Source organism: Arcicella sp. LKC2W, from assembly GCF_034931005.1.
GTDB lineage: Bacteria > Bacteroidota > Bacteroidia > Cytophagales > Spirosomataceae > Arcicella.
The window spans coordinates 99,702-118,593 of sequence record NZ_JAYGIN010000018.1 but is presented as its reverse complement, the minus strand read 5'-3'; the positions used below and the strand labels follow the sequence as shown (position 1 = coordinate 118,593).

The following is an 18,892-nucleotide window of genomic DNA, read 5'->3' as shown; positions in this document are numbered from 1 at the left end:
GCTTTTATCAGTAATTACCTTTGTTTAATTCATATCTTTGTTTGAATTTTATAATTTTGAAATGGAAAAAATACATACATTAGAAGACCTTTACCGACACAAATTAGAGTTCGTTCCCGATTATATCAAAAAAGATGTTGGTCATTTCAATGTATTTAAAATTGAAGACTTTATTGGTACAACAGGTAAACCAATCCCGTATAGTCGGAAGGATTATTACAAAATTTCCTTAGTTATTGGTACCAATCGTTATCATTATGCCGATAAAACCATTGAAGTAAAACAAGCAGGTATTTCATTTGCAAACCCAATGATTCCTTATAAATTAGAAAGAATTGGAGAACATCAGGCGGGCTTCTTTTGTGTATTTACGGAGGATTTTCTGAATCAAATTCCTAATATTAAAGAGTATCTAATTTTTAAACCTGGGACATTCCCCATTTATGAATTAGATGCTGATAGTTTATTGGAATTTCAGCATATTTTCAATCAAATGCTCAATGAGTTAAATGTTGATTATGCCTACAAATATGACTTATTGAGGGCTTTGGTTCAACAAATTGTTCACAAAACAATGCGGCTAATTCCTAATGAATCGGTTCAAGAAAAAAGTCATTCTGCCAATAACAGAATAACCTCTTTATTTGTAGAATTGCTTGAAAGGCAGTTTCCGATTGAGTCCTCTCTTCAACAGATGAAACTCAGAATTCCGATGGATTTTGCCACGCATCTTTCCATTCATATCAATCATTTGAACCGAGCTTTGAAAAATGTAACGGGCAAAACAACCAGTCAATTAATTGCAGAACGTATTTTACAAGAAGCCAAAACTTTACTAAAGCATACTGATTGGAATATTGCCGAAATTGGATACAGTTTAGGTTTTGAAGACCCTTCTCATTTTACGTCATTTTTTAGACGTTCAGTACAAATGACCCCAAAAGTATTTAGAGGATAAGTAAATTTGAATTGTTTGATTTTTTATAGTTTCTGTTTCTTCAGAGCTACTTATTATTTTATTTATTTGTCGAATTTTGCATCAGATTTTAAACATCATTCAAACAACATTTTAAATAATAGTCATACAATGAAATATAATTATGTAGGTGAAACAGGACTTTTAGTTTCAGAACTTTGTTTAGGAACAATGACTTTTGGCGGTCAAGATGCTGGAATGTGGAGTAATATTGGAAATTTACAACAACAAGAAGTAAACGAACTTATCAAAGCTGCCGTTGATGCAGGAATCAACTTTATTGATACTGCCAATGTTTATTCTTACGGTCAATCAGAACAATTACTTGGACAATCATTAAAAGATTTACAAATTCCAAGAGATGAAGTCGTGATTGCTACAAAGGTTTTGGGTAGAATGGATGAAAATCCAAACAGTACAGGGCTTTCTCGTTATCATATTTTCAATTCAGTGGACGCAAGTTTAAAGCGTCTGCAAATGGATTATGTAGATATTTTGTATGTTCATGGTGTTGACCCAAGAACGTCGGTTGAGCAAATTGTTCGTTCATTAAATGATATTGTCAATACTGGAAAAGTGCGTTATGTAGCTATTTGTAATTGGCCTGCATGGATGGTTGTGGAAGCCCAAAACATCGCAAAATACAACGGTTGGCATAAATTTATCGGTTTGCAATATTATTATTCAGCCGTGAGCCGTGATATTGAGCATGAACTTGTGCCAATGGCTGCTCATCATAAATTGTCAATTTTCCCATGGAGTCCACTTGCAGGTGGTTTTTTAAGTGGTAAATACACTCGTGAACAATCGGCATCAGGTTCACGAAGAGATAATTTTGATTTTCCGCCAATCAACAAAGAAAAAGGGTATGATTTAGTTGAAGTTATGAGTGAAATAGCAACAACTCATCAGGCAACAGTTGCCTAAGTGGCTTTGGCATGGGTCAGACATCAATCGGGTGTTACCAGTACCATTATTGGAGCAAAAACGATTACACAATTAAATGATAATTTAGCCTCCATAAAAATTGAATTATCGCCCGAAGACTTAAAGAAAATTGACGAAGTAAGTCAGTTGCCACTTCAATATCCAGGTTGGATGGTAGCAAGACAAAGTGTGTATAGAAATTAGGAAAGAAGAGTACGCCAATAATTTCAAATCAAAAAACGCCCAAAAATATTTTTGGGCGTTTTTTGATTTGAAGGAGGGTTATTTTTATCGTTTTAATTTCTCAATGCCTGAGATGTGGGAAATATTACATAATAGAAGTATTTTTATTTATAATTTGAATATTTTAATAAATTTTTTCTTCCACCTTTGCGGTTGTAGTCTTTTTTTTAGACTTATAGGTATGAAGATTCTATTCGATGAATATTTTCTTAAACACTCAATCGTAAATTTTTGAAAAAACAGTTGCGTACTATGAATAATCAAAACTTGAAAAAAACAATCTATCTCTGTTTAAGTGTAGGATTTTTATTTTCTAACACTTCTTACAGTCAAAAAGATGAAACGTCTCTTAAAACCACTTACGAAAAAGATTTTCTGATTGGTACTGCCTTAGGAATCGAGCATATTTATGAAAAAGATGCCAAAGCCAATCAATTAATTAAACGAGAGTTCAACGCCATTACGCCTGAGAATATCATGAAATCTCAAATTATTCACCCAGAATTTAACCATTACAGTTTTGAAGCTTCTGATAAATTTGTTGAATTTGGGCAGAAAAATAAGATGTTTATCGTTGGTCATACCTTGGTTTGGCATTCTCAATTACCTGCTTTTGTGAGTAAAATCAATAGTGCTGATTCATTGCGGTTATTTATGACTGAACATATCAAAGCGGTTGCAGGTAGATATGCGGGTAAAATTAATAGTTGGGATGTTGTAAATGAGGCACTTGAAGAGGACGGAACGCTTCGTAAGTCGGTTTTTCTTAATAAATTAGGCGAAGGTTACATCAAAGAAGCATTCGATTTAGCCGCTAAAGCCGACCCCAAAGCCGAACTGTACTACAATGATTATAATATTGAACAACCTGCGAAACGAAAAGGAGCCATTGAACTCATTAAAAAACTCCAAGCGAGTGGCACTAAAATTAATGGCGTGGGCATACAAGGACATTGGAGTATCAATAGTGAAAACCTAAAAGATATAGAAGATGCCATCGTTGAGTTTTCTCAATTAGGCATAAAAGTCGCTTTTACCGAATTGGATTATACAGTTTTACCCAATCCTTGGGACTTGAAAGGAGCTGACGTAAATCAACGTTTTGAAGAAAACCCTAAGATGAATCCTTACAAAGAATCTTTGCCCGATTCTGTTCAAAATCGTCTTGCCGAGCGTTACGAAAATCTGTTCAAGGTATTCTTAAAACATAAAGATAAAATCAGTCGAGTAACTTTTTGGGGCGTTAATGATAGTCATTCTTGGCTAAACGGTTGGCCCATTAAAAACCGCACGAATTATCCATTATTATTTGATAGAGGATTTGAGCCTAAAAAAGCATATTTATCCATTATGAAACTCAAATCAAAACCCACTAATTAACATATCCCAACCCTAATAATTATGAATCAAACATCTCAAAAACTATCCGTTTTAGAAAAAATAGGTTATAGTCTTGGCGATTTAGCTGCCAATTTGATATTTCAAACATTGATGACTTTTTTGGCATATTTTTATACCGATGTCTATAAAATTCCCGCAGGAAAAGCCAGTTTAATCATCTTTACGGGCGGAATTATCGGAGCTTTTTTCAATGTTTTGATGGGGATTATTGCTGATAGAACTTCTACCCGTTGGGGAAAATTCCGCCCTTGGTTACTTTGGACATCCATTCCTTTTGGTGTAATTTCCTTGTTGGCTTTTTCAACGCCAGATTTCAGCGAAACAGGAAAAGTTGTTTATGCTTTAGTCACTTATTTATCATTGGTTTTGGTTTATTCAGCGAATAATCTGCCGTATTCTGCCCTAAGTGGTGTCATGACAGGCGATATGTCAGACCGAAATAGTTTATCTTCTTACCGATTTGTTGCCGTGATGGTGGCACAATTTATCATTCAATCTTTGCTTTTACCTTTGGCTCTTTCATTGGGTCATGGCGATAAAGCAGTTGGTTTTGAGAAAGTGATGTTTTTCTTTGCTATCGTTGGCGTTATTTGTTTTATCATTACTTTTCTAACGACTAAAGAACGTATTGTTCCGCCTGTTTCGGAGAAAAACAGTATTTCACAAGACCTTTCGGACTTAGTAAAAAACCGTCCTTGGGTCATTATGCTTTTGCTTACCATCTTAGTTTTCATTACTTTATCCTTGAAAGGCGGAATGTATATTTACTATTTCAAGTATTATTTGAATCCAGAAGCACAAGCGACATTTTTGGAAGGAATCGGTTTTAATCGCTTCATCGTTGGACTTAACGAAACTATCACAGGCTTAGGTTTAGGGAAATTTGAATGGCCAGAAGATGCTCCCACTTCCGCCAATAGTTTGTTTAATGCGGGTGGCATTATCTTTATGATTGTGGGCATTATGTTCTCAAAACCTTTAGCGGATAAATTCGGGAAACGTAATGTTTTCGGGATTTTCCTCACGCTTTCGGCTTTGTGTTTAATCATGTTCAATTTCTACGATAAAAATTCCATCGGTATCGTTTTCATCACGCAAATTTTACACGGATTTACGTATGGCGTAACGATTCCGCTACTCTGGGCAATGATTGCCGATGTGGCTGATTATAGCGAATGGAAAAATAATCGTCGGGCAACTGCTATTATTTTCTCAGCAATGATTTTTGGTTTAAAAGCAGGTTTGAGTATTGGAGGAGCAATTGGAGCGGCTTTATTATCCAATTATGGTTATGTGGCAGAACAAGCCAATCAAACCGTTGAAGCGGTTTCGGGAATCAAAATGGCAGTAAGTATTTATCCAGGAATCATTTTTATTTCAGGGGCAATTTTAGTGATTTGGTACGAAATTGACAAAGCAATGGAATTGAAACTTGAAAGAGAATTGAAAGAAAGAAGAGGGTAGAGGACTTCCCGAAAGTTATTTACCCACAATGGATATTGTTTCGGGAAGTTGAAATAACATATAAAATAGTGTATTTAGAAATTAATTATTATAAAAAATGCCAGAAGCAAGCGTAGAACACATTGATTTTCAAGATTTAAACAGTCGAGCCATTTCACAACCGCTCGTAAAACATATTTATACGGCTGACCCATCAGCCCATGTTTTTGATGGTAAAATTTATATTTATCCTTCGCACGACATTGAAGCTGGAATTCCTTTCGATGATTTAGGAAGTCATTTTGCGATGGAAGATTACCACGTCATTTCAATGGATTCTGTTGATAGTGAAGCAGTTGATAATGGGGTGGCACTGCACGTGAGAGACGTTGCATGGGCAGAACGCCAGATGTGGGCTCCTGATGCGGCTCATAAAGACGGAAAATATTACTTGTATTTCCCTGCGAAAAAGGCTGATGACATTTTCCAAATTGGGGTAGCGGTGGGAGATTCCCCGATTGGTCCTTTCAAAGCAGAGCCTTTGGCAATTGAAGGGAGTTATTCGATTGACCCTGCGGTATTTGAGGATAAAGACGGTTCTTATTATATGTATTTTGGTGGACTTTGGGGCGGACAGCTTCAGCGTTATCGTAATAATATTTATTCAGAAAATAATCAAGAACCTGAACCAAACCAATCAGCACTTTGTCCTTTGGTGGCAAAATTGACAGACGATATGCTTCAATTTGCTGAAGAGCCAAAAGCAATTTTAATTTTGGACGAAAACGGCAATGAACTTTTAGCAGGAGATAACGACCGTCGTTTTTTTGAGGCTTCGTGGATGCACTTTTATGAAGGCAAATATTATTTCTCGTACTCAACGGGTGATACGCATTTTCTTTGCTACGCCACAGGCAATAATCCCTATGGGCCATTCACGTATCAAGGACGGATTATGAATCCTGTTGTTGGTTGGACGACGCATCATTCCATTTGTGAGGTATCAGGAAAATGGTATTTATTCTATCACGATTCAAGTCTTTCGGAAGGCGTAACTCACTTGCGTAGCATCAAAGTGACTGAAATTCAATATGATGCCAATGGAAAAATACAAACTATTGAGCCGTATCGTTAGAATGATTTATAAAATAATGTGTTTTGAATTCTATGTTGTTTGAGTATAACATTAGAAATTGGCGAATAACCGACTCAAAAAGTTGGTTATTCTGTTTTATAAGAATTTTACTTAACCTTTGCTTAACTCAGCCATGAGATTATTTAAACTATTACTACTTTTTTGCATTACCAATTGCTTCGCCAGCGTGGCACAAATCCGACTGCCAAAACTTATTTCTGATAACATGGTTTTGCAACGTGACCAATCAATTAAAATTTGGGGTTGGGCTTCGCCAAAAGAAAAAATCACGCTTATTCTCAATCAAAAAAACTTTAAGACCATCACTTCCGAGAATGGAAAATGGGAAATTATTTTGCCTGCCCAATCGGCAGGAACAGGTTTTCAGATGGTTTTGAAAGGGAAAAATGAAATAATTCTCAAAAATATTGCCTTCGGAGATGTTTGGCTTTGTAGCGGACAGAGTAACATGACAATTACGATGGAACGAATAAAAGAGCGTTTCCCTGAAGATATTTCTTCGGCAAATTTTCCTGCCATTCGCTATTTTTTTGTGCCAACACTTACCGACCTTAATACCTCAAAGGATGATTTCCCTCAAGGCGAATGGAAAACGGCAACCGCCAATAATATTCTTTCGATTGGTGCAATTTCGTACTTTTTTGCCCATGACCTTTACCAAAAATATCAAGTACCTATTGGTATGATTAATAGTTCGGTAGGAGGCACCCCGATTGAGGCTTGGATTAGTGAAGAAGGCTTTAAAAAAATGGATGATTATCAGAAAATTATTAGTCAGAATAAAGATACCAGTTATGTGAATTCCTTGAATCGTCGTCTTGCATCAACTCCCAGTAATCGACCAATCATAAAAGATTTAGGAATTGTTGAACATTGGGAAAGTCCTGATTATCAGGAAAAAGGTTGGAGAAATTTCAATATTCCAGGCTATTGGGAAGACCAAGGGTTGAAGGATTTAAACGGAGTAGTTTGGTTCAGAAGAGAATTTGAAGTATCTAAAAATTGGCTTGGGAAATCGGTAAAACTCTATATGGGAAGAATTGTAGATGCTGATGAAATGTATGTAAATGGTAAAAAAATTGGCAATATCACGTATCAATATCCACCAAGACGTTATGAAATCCCTGCTGATTTGCTCAAAGAAGGGAAAAATACCTTTGTCATTCGGGTAACGAATACAATAGGGAAAGGAGGTTTTATTACAGATAAACCTTATTACATGACCGCCAATGGAGATGAAATTGACTTAAAAGGAACTTGGAAATATAAGGTGGGAGAGGTGTTTCAACCCACAAATTTGAGTGGAACGAATGGTTTGGTAAAACAAAATCAACCAACGGCACTGTATAATGCTATGATTGCCCCCGTTTTACCGATGAAAGTAAAAGGTTTTTTATGGTATCAAGGAGAAAGTAATACGGCTTTTCCTGAAAAATATGATGGCTTTATCACAACCTTAATTACGAATTGGAGAAATCTTTGGAAAGACGAAAAATTGCCATTTTTTGTGGTGCAATTGGCTAATTATCAGGATGTAAACTATACCCCAATGGAGAGCAATTGGGCAAGAATGAGGGAAGCACAAAATAAAGCATTGACCCTCCCCAACACAGCCGTCACAACTACCATAGATTTAGGAGAATGGAACGATATTCACCCATTAAACAAAAAAGATATAGGAAAACGCTTGGCTCTTTCTGCTCAAAATATTGCCTATAATGAGAAATCTATTGTTCATTCTGGACCTTCTTTGAAAAGTCAAGTATTTGAAAATGATAAGGTTATATTGACTTTCGATAATGTAGGTGAAGGAATTGTTTCAAAAGATGGAGAAGAATTGCGGTGGTTTTCCATTGCTGATTATGACAAGAAATTTGTTTGGGCGAAAGCACATATTATTGGAAAAGATAAAATTGAATTATGGAATGAAACTGTGAAAACACCAAAATATGTTCGGTATGCTTGGCAGGATAATCCAGAAGGTCTAAACTTCTATAATTCAGCAAATTTACCTGCTTCGCCGTTCAGAACTGACAGTGAAAATTTAGATGATGCAAAGTCTTGGAAAGGTAAAAAATGTTCGGTCGTGCTGACTTACGATGATGCCCTCAATGTTCATCTTGATAATGTAATTCCTGTGTTAGATTCCTTGAATTTGAAAGGGACTTTTTATCTAACTGCTTCGTCGGATGCAGGAACAAAAAGAATAATTGATTGGCGAAAAGCTGCTTCTAATGGACACGAGTTGGGTAATCATACGCTTTATCACCCTTGCGATGCTACCAGAGAAGGCATGAGTTGGGTGAAGCCAGAGTATGATTTAAGTAAATACAGTTTGAGGAAAATTCAAGATGAAATCAAAATGTGCAATACTTATTTAAACGCTATTGATGGAAAAAATAAACGCACTTTTGCCTTCACTTGCGGACATAAAAAAGTGATTGAAGGAGAATTTATCCAATCTCTCGCCAGTGAATTTATAGCCGCACGTGCCGTGAGAAGTCAAATGCACTCTTTTGAAGAGCAAAATCTCTTGGATATGGACTGTTACAGCATGGAAGGAACATCAGGCGAAAAGATGATTGAATTGGTTAAAGAAGCTCAAAAGTCGGGTAAATTATTGGTGTTTTTGTTTCATGGTGTGGGTGGCGAACATGGGCTTAATGTTTCCAAAGAAGCTCACAGTCAATTAGTTCACTATTTAAAAGAACATGAAAGCGAAATTTATATTGACACGATGCTCAATATCGCCGAACATATTGAACGATTAAAGAAATAGGAAATGTGCAGTGCTTAAGTAAGTAATGAGACAAAATAAAACATGATTTTAAAATCCCACAAGCTATTGATTATCAGGCTTATGATAATCGTAATTCTTAATTCGTCATTATACTTTCTTAGTTAGATTATCGCCAATAATTTTTTTATCATCTCTAATAAATCTCTGTGTTTAATAAGTTTTTTCAACTTTATATTCAGTATAATGGTTATTATTTTAAACAATTAATTTAAAATAATAACCATTATGCTGATTTTTTTTATCTTTGTATTAGAATTTAATCACATAATTTCGTGTATAGAGAAAAAATTAAAGAACTGGCTGCATGGAAATTAAAGCCAAATAGAAAACCACTTATCTTGAACGGAGCAAGACAAGTAGGAAAGTCGTGGTTGGTGCAAAAATTTGGAGAAGAATTTTTTGAGAAGAAAGTCATTACCATAAATTTTGAGAAAAGGAGAGATTTACATATCATTTTCAAAACGAATTTTGATGTTAATCGAATTTTATTTGAATTGGAATTTGCTTTAGGACTAAAAATAGATGTGGGAAATGACCTTCTTTTTTTTGATGAAATTCAAGCTTGTTCTGAGGCGTTGGGAAGTCTGCGATATTTTTATGAAGACAAACAAGCATTACATCTAATTGCAGCGGGTTCATTATTAGATTTTGAATTTAGAAATCAGCCTTTTCCAGTTGGTAGGGTAGATGTGATGAATTTGCATCCGATGACTTTTTATGAATTTTTATTGGCAAGAAAAAAAGAAACAATTGCCCATGTTTTGAATGAAAAACCAAGTGTTTTACCAGAAATAGCAAGCACAATTTTGAATGAAGAAATTAATAATTATTTCATCGTAGGAGGTATGCCCGAATGTGTTCAGCATTTTATTGAAAATCAGGATTTTTTGGGTGTTCAAGAAATACAGAATAATTTGCTATATTCTTATGAACAAGATTTTAAGAAATATAAACCAATGGTTGATGGTGATGCACTGAACGATATTTTAGAAAAAAGTGCCTTATTGATAAGCAATCAAATCATTTATACACATTTATCTGACCGTTTTTCGAGTCCAACTATCAAAAAAGGCGTTGAAGTTTTACGCACAGCGAGGTTACTAAATTCAGTTCAAAATATTTCTATTGCAGGTTTGCCACTTACGCCATCAGGAAAACAATTCAAATTATACCATCTTGACATTGGACTTTTATTGAGAAAAAGTAATTTGTCGTTTCAAGATGTTTATTTAAAAAAGAATCTCACGGCTGCTTTTAATGGAATGTTAGCAGAGCAATTTGTGGCTCAACAAATCATTGCTTCACAAAAAGAAGTGTTAAATTATTGGGCAAGAACAAGCCCTGGAAGTAGTGCAGAAGTAGATTTTGTGATTGTCCGTGATGGAAAAATTATTCCAATTGAGGTAAAATCTGGTAAAAATGGTTCTTTGAAGAGTTTACATTATTTATTAGAACATAATTTACATATTGATTCTGCCATTATTTTCTCAAATGCACCATTGGGAGTTCAGGGGAAACTAAACTTTATCCCCATTTATTGGGCAGGCAGATTGAGATTTCCCCTGAATGAGTAAATGAATATTACTGAAAGCTGATTTTTTTCTGCCAACCTTCATACCCTTTTTGTACAATTTGATTGGTAAAATCAGGCAAAATTTCTTCGGTCTGACGTTGATTTATGGCTTGTAGCTGTTCAATACTTTCATAAACGCCACTTTTTAACCCCGATAAATACGCTGCACCCAGTGCCGAAACGTCTGCATTTTGTTGTTTTTTGAGGGACAATCCCAATAAATCAACTAAAAACTTGATGACAAATTCATTGCGAGTCATGCCACCATTCACAGAAATTGACTTCAAAGGTGCTTGCATATCTTGTCCCATTGCGGTAACTACATCTTTTATTTGATACGGAATACTTTCCAATGCCGCCCGAACAATATGATTTTTAGTTGTGCCAAAAGTCAACCCTTCAAGAGACGCTTTTCGGTTCATTTGCCAATGTGGCCCCCCCAAACCGCTAAAGGCAGGAATTAAATAAACACCTGCATTATCCGCTACTGCATTTGCCATTTCAGCCGTTTCAGCAGGATTTTTGAAAAGATTTAATTCATTTTTTAACCATTCAATCGTTGAACCACACGAAACAATTGCTCCTTCCAAAGCATAATCAACACGGTTTTCGGTACTCCAACAAATAGTCGTCAACATTCCATTTAACGAAGTCACAGGTTTTGAGCCAATATTCATCATTATTGAACTACCTGTTCCCAAAGTTACTTTTGCAGTTCCTTGTTCAAAACACCCTTCTCCAAAAGTAGCCGCATGAGAATCACCGATTAATGAAGTTATTTTGAGGGTATGGTACACAGATGACGCAGATGTTCCAACACAGATTTTCTTAGATTTTTTTTCCTCTATCTGTGAAAATCTGTGCAGCGAAGCATCTGCGTCATCTGCGTTCCATAAACCCCACAATCCGAAATCCGATGACGAAGGGCAAACTTCGGGTAGATTTAGGTTTTCTAATCCCCAAAGTTTTAAAATTTCATCGTCCCAAGTTAAAGTATGAATATTGAAAAATAATGTTCTTGAAGCATTGGTATAATCTGTTTTGAACGATTTTCCATTGGTCATTTTGTACAAAACCCAACAATCAATCGTCCCGAAAAATATTTCACCTGCTACAACTTTCGCTTTTAAATCTGCATCGTTTTGGAGAAGCCAAAGCAATTTTGTTCCCGAAAAATAGGGGTCAATAATTAAACCTGTTTTTTCTTTGATTAATGGTTCTTGACCCTTGGATTTTAAGTCTTCACAAATAGAAATGGAACGTTTGCAAGCCCATACAACGGCAGGACTTTGGGCGTTTCCTGATTTATCCCAAAGTACAAAAGTTTCTCGTTGATTACTGATTCCGCAAGAGGTAATGTCTTGAATATCAAACCCTTGATTCGTAAAATTCACAAGGCATTCTTGTACAGAATCTAACAAATTTTGATAAACTCCTTCGGGGTCTTGCTCCACAAAACCATTATCGAAATGATTAGTTTTTAAATCAACGCAACCTTTGGCAACAGCTTTTGCTTCATTGTCAAAAATCAATGTTTTGGTACTGCTTGTTCCTTGGTCTATGGCTAAAACGAATTTCATATTTAATTTTAATGATATGCAATTATGTAAATTTGGAGGGTTAGGGGTTATGTAAAAAGTATGATGTATTAAGTCCTAAGCATATAAGCCAAAATAAATACGAAATTTTATTTTCTAAATACTTAATACTTCGGACTTAATACAAAACCCCTAAATCCTAAAACTCTTATTTATTTAAAATCTCTTTGTAACTAACTAATTTAATGCCTTTTTTAAGGATTGCTTCTTTTACTTTTTCGTTCGTAAAAATGGTTGTGACATCTTGTCTTCCTTGGGCAACGTCTTCATAACCGATATGAGAAATGGCTTTTAATTCGTCATTATCAAGTCCTGGATGTTCTACAAAAACGTAGTTTTTACCATGTTCTAATTTATCCAACATCGCAATAAATCCTTGAATTCTTTCTTCGATAGTTTTATTGTTGAAATCAAAACCAACGTAAGCAATGTCGTTATCTTTCTGAGAATCAACATCAACCATTTTTAAATTATAAGATTTTGCCACTCGTCGAGCCATATCTTTTACTTCCGCAGTAAAACCTGTACTGCCCATGTGTCCAGAAATATGGCTTAGGCGAGGAATATATTTCAGAGCTAACTCAATTTGTGCTTTCAGTTCTTTTTCAATGTCTTCCATTTTCCAATCGTTGTCAATAACTGCTTGTTTCGGATAATTAGGATTATGAAAAAGCATTGGATAAAAATAGCCATCTTTATTTCTCAAACTCGGTGCATCCGTCAAAGGTCGCCATTTAATATTATCCCATTCGCTTGTGATGGCAAAATGCAACCCAACGTCCACTTTTGGTGTTTGAGCTAATAATTTTACAGCTTCTGGAAACCACGGTGAAGGAGCAATTACCTCAATCGAAGTTTCGATTCCTTCTGTAAATGACTTGATAAGTGCCTCATTTCCAGAATGTGAATAACCCATGTCGTCTCCTCTGATAATCAATTTTGCAGGATTGGAAACATTGTTCACCAAAACACCTTTTGAAATAAAACGTTTTGCCTTTTGGTTAAAAATATTTTGGAAATCTACATTCATATAATCGCCATCAAAAGTACAAACGATGGTTTCAGTATGTGGACTTTCGATGTAACGGAGTGTCAATTCCAACGTTTTAGCATCTTTCCAAGTATAGCTTGCTGCCACTTTGAAACGGGGCAATCCAACTCTATTGGCTCTGCCACGTTCCACTAAATAAGGCCCAAATTTTGTGGTTTCACCTAATTCCCATTTTCCTGCTCCAAAAGCAATTATATGAGTTGTTGAATCAGTTTTTAAATTCAATACACACGTTTCATTTTTAAAATCAAACGTAATATTTTCAAAACTTCTGTTACTCGAAATAATCCCGAAGGTTTTTCCAGAAACTTTTGATTCTGATTCGGTAAGAATATTTTTACTTGGTATTGCTAAGGTTAAACTTGCTTCTTTTGCCTTTAAGTTTGATAACAAAGCGTTATTGGCAGGCAATTTTTTAGGTTGAAAAGCAGGTAAAAGGTATTTCCAAATTAAGTTGATTTCACCCTGCATATCGGTAGTTTCAGCAGTTACGGCAATTACTACGTCTTTTTCGGGCAAAACAATTACATACTGACCGTTGGCTCCATCAGCACGGAAACCGTTATTTCTACAACGCCACATTTGATAGCAATAGCCTTGTAACCAGTCACTTGAGTCTTTTTTGGTTTGAGGAGCATCAGGATTTTGCATGATTTTCATACTTGATGCTTCTTCAATCCATGAAGCAGGTAAAATTTGTTTACCGTTCCAAATACCTTTTTGCAGAAATAACTGTCCAAACTTTGCCATATCTTCGGTTTTGAGTCGCAAACCCCAACCGCCTGTATTGATACCTTTAGGGTCAACTTCCCAATCCATACCCGAAATTCCCAAAGGCTCAAATAATCGTGGTTTTAGGTAATCAATAACTTTTTGTCCCGTTACTTTTTGCACAATTGCCGATAACATATACGTTGCGGGCGAGTTATACAAAAACTTTGTACCAGGTTTATAAGCAATAGGCGTATTCAAAAAGCCTTTTACCCAATTGTCGGTTGTGGCAATAATAGCAGAATTTTCTTTTTCATGCCCAACACTCATGCTCAATAAATCTTTGATTTTTAATTCCGCCAAATTTGGACTCACCTTAGCAGGCAAATCTTCAGGAAAAAAAGAAATTACTTTGTCATCAACTGTAAGTTTTTTCTCAGCAACTGCAAAACCAATTGCGGTAGCCGTAAAGCTTTTACTCGTTGAATAAAGGGTATGTTTTAAATCAGCACGGTACGGATTCCACCAACTTTCAGCGACCACTTTTCCATGTCGCACAATCATAAAACTATGCAGTTCGTGCTTACTTTTTGAAACCGCCTCAATAAAATTATTGATAGCTTCGGAAGAAATACCTTCGGCTTCGGGCGTGCTTCGTGGAAGTGAATTATTTTTTTGAGCGAATATTTCAACGCTCAAAAAAAGGAGAATTAACAGTTTTTTCATTAGTATTTAGGATAAATTTTGTAACAAGATTGTTTTAAAACAAATGTAAGAATTTGACCTAAAATACTAACCTGTTTTAATCCTGCTTACTATTCTGTTTATCAATAATTACAGCAACTAAAATCACTAATCCCTTTACCACTTGTTGCCAAAATGGCGATACATCAAGCAAAACTAAGCCGTTGTTCAAAACACCAATAATAACTGCTCCTAAAACCGTTCCCATGATTGTTCCTTTGCCTCCCGAAAGTGATGTTCCACCAATAACAACGGCAGCAATGGCATCTAATTCGTAACTAATTCCTGCGTTTGGTTGGGCAGAATCCAAGCGAGAAGTTACCAAAATCCCACCAACTGCTGCCAACATTCCTGCCACAGAATAAACAAATATTTTAACTTGATTGATGTTAATTCCTGATAATCTTGCGGCATTTTCATTGCCTCCAATGGCGTAAATATAACGTCCCAAGCGTGTTTTTTGAGTCATTAAAACGGCAACTAAAATCACTAAACCAGATATCCAAACAGGTACGGGAATGCCCAAAAGCCAACCTGTGCCAAAGAAAGCGAAGTTTTCGCCTAATTCTGAAATAGGGAAACCTTCAGTGTAAAGCATCGTCAAACCACGAGCGATTGTGAGCATGGCGAGCGTTGCTACAAATGGTGGAATTTTGAAACGAGTAATGGTAAAACCACTAAAAAATCCTGATACCGAGCCAACGATTAAGCCTGATAAAATTGCTCCCAATAAAGAAAAACCGATGAATAAATTAAGGGCAGGAATGGAAATGCCATTTTTAAGTAAACCTGCGGTAACAGCTCCACTAATTGCCAAAATTGAGCCTACTGAAAGGTCTATTCCTGCGGTGAGAACGACCAACGTCATGCCCACAGAAATAACAATATTGACTGAAATCTGACGTAAAACATTCCACCCATTATTGACTGTCAAGAATTTATCTGACAAAAAACTTATCAAAACGCACAAGATAAATAATGCGATAAGTGACTGGAATTGAGCTATTTTAGAGCGAAATGACATATTTTTAGTGATGAGTTAAATGTAGCACGGGAATCTTTCCCGTGAAGCGGAGTCCAATTTGTTTGTAGGCTTCACGGGAAAGATTCCAGTGCTACGTTAAAATTGCTGCTTTCAAAATTTTATCTTCTGTGGCATCTTCTTTACGCATTTCTGCGGTGATTTTTCCTTCCGCCATGACTAAAATACGGTCAGCTAATAACATGATTTCGGGTAATTCAGAAGACACGACAATAATTCCCAAACCTTCATCTGCTAACTGAATAATGGTTTTGTAAATTTGATTTTTTGCTCCAATATCAACGCCTCTTGTGGGTTCGTCCAACAGTAAAATTTGTGGTTTGGTCGCTAACCATTTGGCTATTACAATTTTTTGTTGATTGCCACCGCTTAAATTTTGCACTAATTGTTCTTGACTTGAAGTCTTGATATTCAGCGTTTTAATGTAATTTTCGGTGAGATTTTCTTCGGCTTTTTCATCGACAAATAAACCTTTTTCCAATTCTTTTAAGGTAGTAATCGATAAATTTTCTCTCACAGACATTCCCAAAACCAATCCTTCGTGCTTGCGGTCTTCGGTTACAAACGCTAAACCTGCATTGATGGCATCGGAAGGTTTTTTGAATTGACAATCGTTTCCGTTTATTGAAATTTTACCTTCAATATTTTGTGGGTGTAAGCCAAAAAGTGTTTCAAATAATTCTGTTCTTCCCGCTCCCATTAAGCCACAAATTCCTAAAATTTCTCCTTTTTTAAGATGAAAATTAATGTCGTTGAGTATTGAATCCTTATTTTTCTGTGTTGATTTTAGAGACAAGTTTTCGACTTTCAATAAATTGTTTTCTGAGAAATCAGGAACGGCTCTTTGCATCATTTTGATTTCCCGACCAACCATTTTGGCAATCAGTTCATCATGTGTCATGTCTTTCAATTCTCCCGAATCAATACTTTTTCCATCCCGAAGAATGACATAATTATGAGCTATTTTACGAAGTTCATCTAATTTGTGAGAAATATAAATGATGGTTTTTCCAGAAATTAATAAGTCGTTTATAATGCTAAAAAGTACCTCAACTTCCGAATCTGAAATGGCGGAAGTGGGTTCGTCCATGATAATTACCTCAGAATCAAGCAATAAGGCTTTGGCAATTTCTATAATTTGTTGTTGTCCAATTTTAAGGTCGGCAACTAAGGTTTCTGGATTAAGTGATAATTTAAGGGTATTTAGCAACTCAGAAGTTTTAGCGTACATGGCTTTTTTATCCAATACGCCCCAAGAATTTGTTATTTCACGCCCGAGAAAAATATTCTCTTGAATGCTCAAATACGGAATCAGATTTAATTCTTGGTGAATAATAGCAATTCCAGCATTTTGAGCATCTTTTGTATTGGCAAAATGAACAGACTCGTTTTTATAGATAATTTGTCCTTCGTAGTCGGTATAAACCCCTGACAAAATTTTCATCAGAGTTGATTTCCCCGCTCCATTTTCACCTAACACAGCGGTAACTTTTCCTTTTGCAAAGGCAAGATTGACATTTTCAAGTGCCGCAACACCAGAGAAACGTTTGGTTATATTTTGGACTTGTAAAATCACGTTTTTTTGAATGATGAGTTATAAATGATATTTTTTAGCACTTCCCGAAAGTTTCTTCTACTTTCGGGAAGTTGAATCCTATTGAGAACTTCCCGAAAGTGAAAGAACTTTCGGGAAGTGTAATCGCATTTATTTATCACTTAAAAAAACTGGAATTACCTCTATCTCATTCAATTTCAAGTGTTTCTGATTCAATTCTATTGCTCCAATCAAACTAATTTGACTCCCAAGCGTGGCCTTTTTCTTCAAATCAGGCACAACTTTATTGCGAATAATTTCATTTAATTCTGAGGAAACATTGTTGAAATCCATCGTATTTTCAAAAGTTGTCATCGTAATGATTCCAGAAGCATCTCTAACAGCATTGCCAAAAATAAACTCTGTTGCTACCGAATATGGTTTTCCATCTACTTCAATATCAATGGTGTTTTCGTTAATTTTAGTAACTTTCCCCGTTGCTTTTACCAAAAAATAACGAATATTTCCGATGCCCAACGAATGTGCATATTGCTTAAATGTTTCCTCTGGATTTGTTTTTAATTTATTCGTTAATTCATTGATTTCTATGGATTTATCGACATTTTTTAGTATTTTATCTTGGTAAAAACTATTTGCATATACTTTTGCATCCAAAGTATTTTTGCCATTGCCTTTCTTAACTTCATCTAATTTTTTGAAATACACAGAATTATAAGCGACAACGCCCAAAATCAATAATCCAAGTCCATTTTTTAGTATCTTATTCATAGTCGGCGATGTTTTTTTGTGAAACTAATTCAACGGCTACGGGCATTTTTTTAGGAAAATCTCGTTTACCTTTAAAATATTCGTCGGCAAAAATAGCCGCAGTTTGTGCCATCAATTTTGGAAACTGCAAACACGTCGCTGAAATCTTTTTGCTTTTGATTGAACTCAAAACATCATCTGCACCATCAAAACCAAAAACCTTTACTTGATTGGCTTTTCCAGAAGAAATTAAGGCTTGAAATGCCCCCATTGCCATCGCATCGTTACCACAAAAAACCGCTGTAATATCTGGATGTGCCTGTAAAATCGACTCCATTACTTCCAAACCTTTATTGCGGTCAAAATCGGCACTTTGTTGAGCAACCATTTTCAAATCGGGAAATTTATCAACTACCGAATGAAAACCTTTTGAACGATTCCAAGTATTATTATCGCCCACCAAACCGAGTAATTCCACGTATTTGCCTTTTTTATTCATGGTTTCTACAAAATACTTCCCGATAGAAACACAACCAGAATAATTATCTGAAAGAATTTGTGAAGTTGCTGCATCGGCAGAATTCACTTCTCGGTCAATACAAAATACTGCTACACCTGCTTCTTTCGCCTTTTTTACATTCACAACTGAACCATCGGCATCGGTAGGGTTGAACAAAACGGCATCATAACCAGAAGCTATGGCATTATCAAAATGGTCAGTTTCGAGAGCCGTATTATTCTGAGAGTCAAATATTTTGGCTTCATACCCCAATTCTTTTGCCTTTGCCGAAGCCGCCTCTGCCAACACCACAAACCAAGGATTATTGAGCGTTGAAATAATCACCGCCACTTTTTTGGGAGAAGTATCAGTTGTTTTGGGCTGACACCCGAAAACCAATAAAATTAAAAAGAGATAGTTTTTCAT

The 18,892-nt window shown here is 35.7% G+C and carries 12 protein-coding genes and 1 pseudogene; 7 read left to right on the top strand and 6 right to left on the bottom strand.

The annotated features are described in order from the left end of the window. The first annotated feature begins 61 nt into the window (after positions 1-61). From VB796_RS15430 to VB796_RS15400, 7 genes and pseudogenes are all read left to right on the top strand, one after another. Positions 62-958 carry an AraC family transcriptional regulator gene (locus tag VB796_RS15430; protein ID WP_323347460.1) on the top strand — a complete coding sequence of 299 codons (897 nt, stop codon included), beginning with the start codon at positions 62-64 and terminating at the stop codon, positions 956-958. Between the two features lie 129 nt (positions 959-1,087). Continuing rightward, positions 1,088-2,107: pseudogene (locus tag VB796_RS15425) on the top strand (aldo/keto reductase). Between the two features lie 306 nt (positions 2,108-2,413). Next, the gene (locus tag VB796_RS15420; RefSeq protein WP_323347459.1) at positions 2,414-3,526 is read left to right on the top strand and encodes an endo-1,4-beta-xylanase; all 1,113 of its coding nucleotides are present in this window, start codon (positions 2,414-2,416) and stop codon (positions 3,524-3,526) included. A gap of 21 nt (positions 3,527-3,547) precedes the next feature. Next, positions 3,548-5,011, top strand: a complete 1,464-nt coding sequence (locus VB796_RS15415; protein WP_323347458.1) for an MFS transporter — start codon at positions 3,548-3,550, stop codon at positions 5,009-5,011. Between the two features lie 97 nt (positions 5,012-5,108). Further along, entirely contained in the window at positions 5,109-6,125 is a 1,017-nt protein-coding gene (locus tag VB796_RS15410) for a glycoside hydrolase family 43 protein (RefSeq protein ID WP_323347457.1), read from the top strand. A gap of 187 nt (positions 6,126-6,312) precedes the next feature. After that, positions 6,313-8,925 (top strand): sialate O-acetylesterase, encoded by a 2,613-nt coding sequence (locus VB796_RS15405; RefSeq protein ID WP_323347456.1) that lies wholly within the window; start codon positions 6,313-6,315, stop codon positions 8,923-8,925. Between the two features lie 293 nt (positions 8,926-9,218). Further along, complete coding sequence (locus VB796_RS15400; RefSeq protein ID WP_323347455.1) at positions 9,219-10,520, top strand: ATP-binding protein; 1,302 nt, start codon at positions 9,219-9,221, stop codon at positions 10,518-10,520. 7 nt (positions 10,521-10,527) lie between these two features. Here VB796_RS15400 and VB796_RS15395 read toward each other — a convergent pair whose 3' ends face one another. From VB796_RS15395 to VB796_RS15370, 6 genes are all read right to left on the bottom strand, one after another. Continuing rightward, a complete protein-coding gene (locus VB796_RS15395) occupies positions 10,528-12,099 on the bottom strand; it encodes an FGGY family carbohydrate kinase (protein ID WP_323347454.1) in 1,572 nt (523 codons plus the stop codon). A 166-nt stretch (positions 12,100-12,265) separates the two neighbouring features. Beyond that, entirely contained in the window at positions 12,266-14,605 is a 2,340-nt protein-coding gene (locus VB796_RS15390) for a ChbG/HpnK family deacetylase (protein WP_323347453.1), read from the bottom strand. Positions 14,606-14,681: 76 nt separating this feature from the next. Continuing rightward, entirely contained in the window at positions 14,682-15,647 is a 966-nt protein-coding gene (locus tag VB796_RS15385) for an ABC transporter permease subunit (protein ID WP_323347452.1), read from the bottom strand. 91 nt (positions 15,648-15,738) lie between these two features. Then, complete coding sequence (locus tag VB796_RS15380; RefSeq protein ID WP_323347451.1) at positions 15,739-17,241, bottom strand: sugar ABC transporter ATP-binding protein; 1,503 nt, start codon at positions 17,239-17,241, stop codon at positions 15,739-15,741. A gap of 129 nt (positions 17,242-17,370) precedes the next feature. Beyond that, the gene (locus tag VB796_RS15375; RefSeq protein WP_323347450.1) at positions 17,371-17,988 is read right to left on the bottom strand and encodes a DUF2291 domain-containing protein; all 618 of its coding nucleotides are present in this window, start codon (positions 17,986-17,988) and stop codon (positions 17,371-17,373) included. Continuing rightward, positions 17,981-18,892, bottom strand: coding sequence for a D-ribose ABC transporter substrate-binding protein (locus VB796_RS15370; RefSeq protein ID WP_323347449.1), 912 nt, complete (start codon positions 18,890-18,892; stop codon positions 17,981-17,983). Before VB796_RS15370 ends, VB796_RS15375 begins: the two co-directional genes overlap by 8 nt.

Excerpts from the sequence above, each read along its gene's own strand:
- VB796_RS15430 (WP_323347460.1), top strand. The coding sequence starts at position 62 with ATGGAAAAAATACATACATTAGAAGACCTTTACCGACACAAATTAGAG.
- VB796_RS15415 (WP_323347458.1), top strand. The coding sequence starts at position 3,548 with ATGAATCAAACATCTCAAAAACTATCCGTTTTAGAAAAAATAGGTTAT.
- VB796_RS15410 (WP_323347457.1), top strand. The coding sequence starts at position 5,109 with ATGCCAGAAGCAAGCGTAGAACACATTGATTTTCAAGATTTAAACAGT.
- VB796_RS15395 (WP_323347454.1), bottom strand. The coding sequence starts at position 12,099 with ATGAAATTCGTTTTAGCCATAGACCAAGGAACAAGCAGTACCAAAACA.
- VB796_RS15390 (WP_323347453.1), bottom strand. The coding sequence starts at position 14,605 with ATGAAAAAACTGTTAATTCTCCTTTTTTTGAGCGTTGAAATATTCGCT.
- VB796_RS15385 (WP_323347452.1), bottom strand. The coding sequence starts at position 15,647 with ATGTCATTTCGCTCTAAAATAGCTCAATTCCAGTCACTTATCGCATTA.
- VB796_RS15375 (WP_323347450.1), bottom strand. The coding sequence starts at position 17,988 with ATGAATAAGATACTAAAAAATGGACTTGGATTATTGATTTTGGGCGTT.
- VB796_RS15370 (WP_323347449.1), bottom strand. The coding sequence starts at position 18,892 with ATGAAAAACTATCTCTTTTTAATTTTATTGGTTTTCGGGTGTCAGCCC.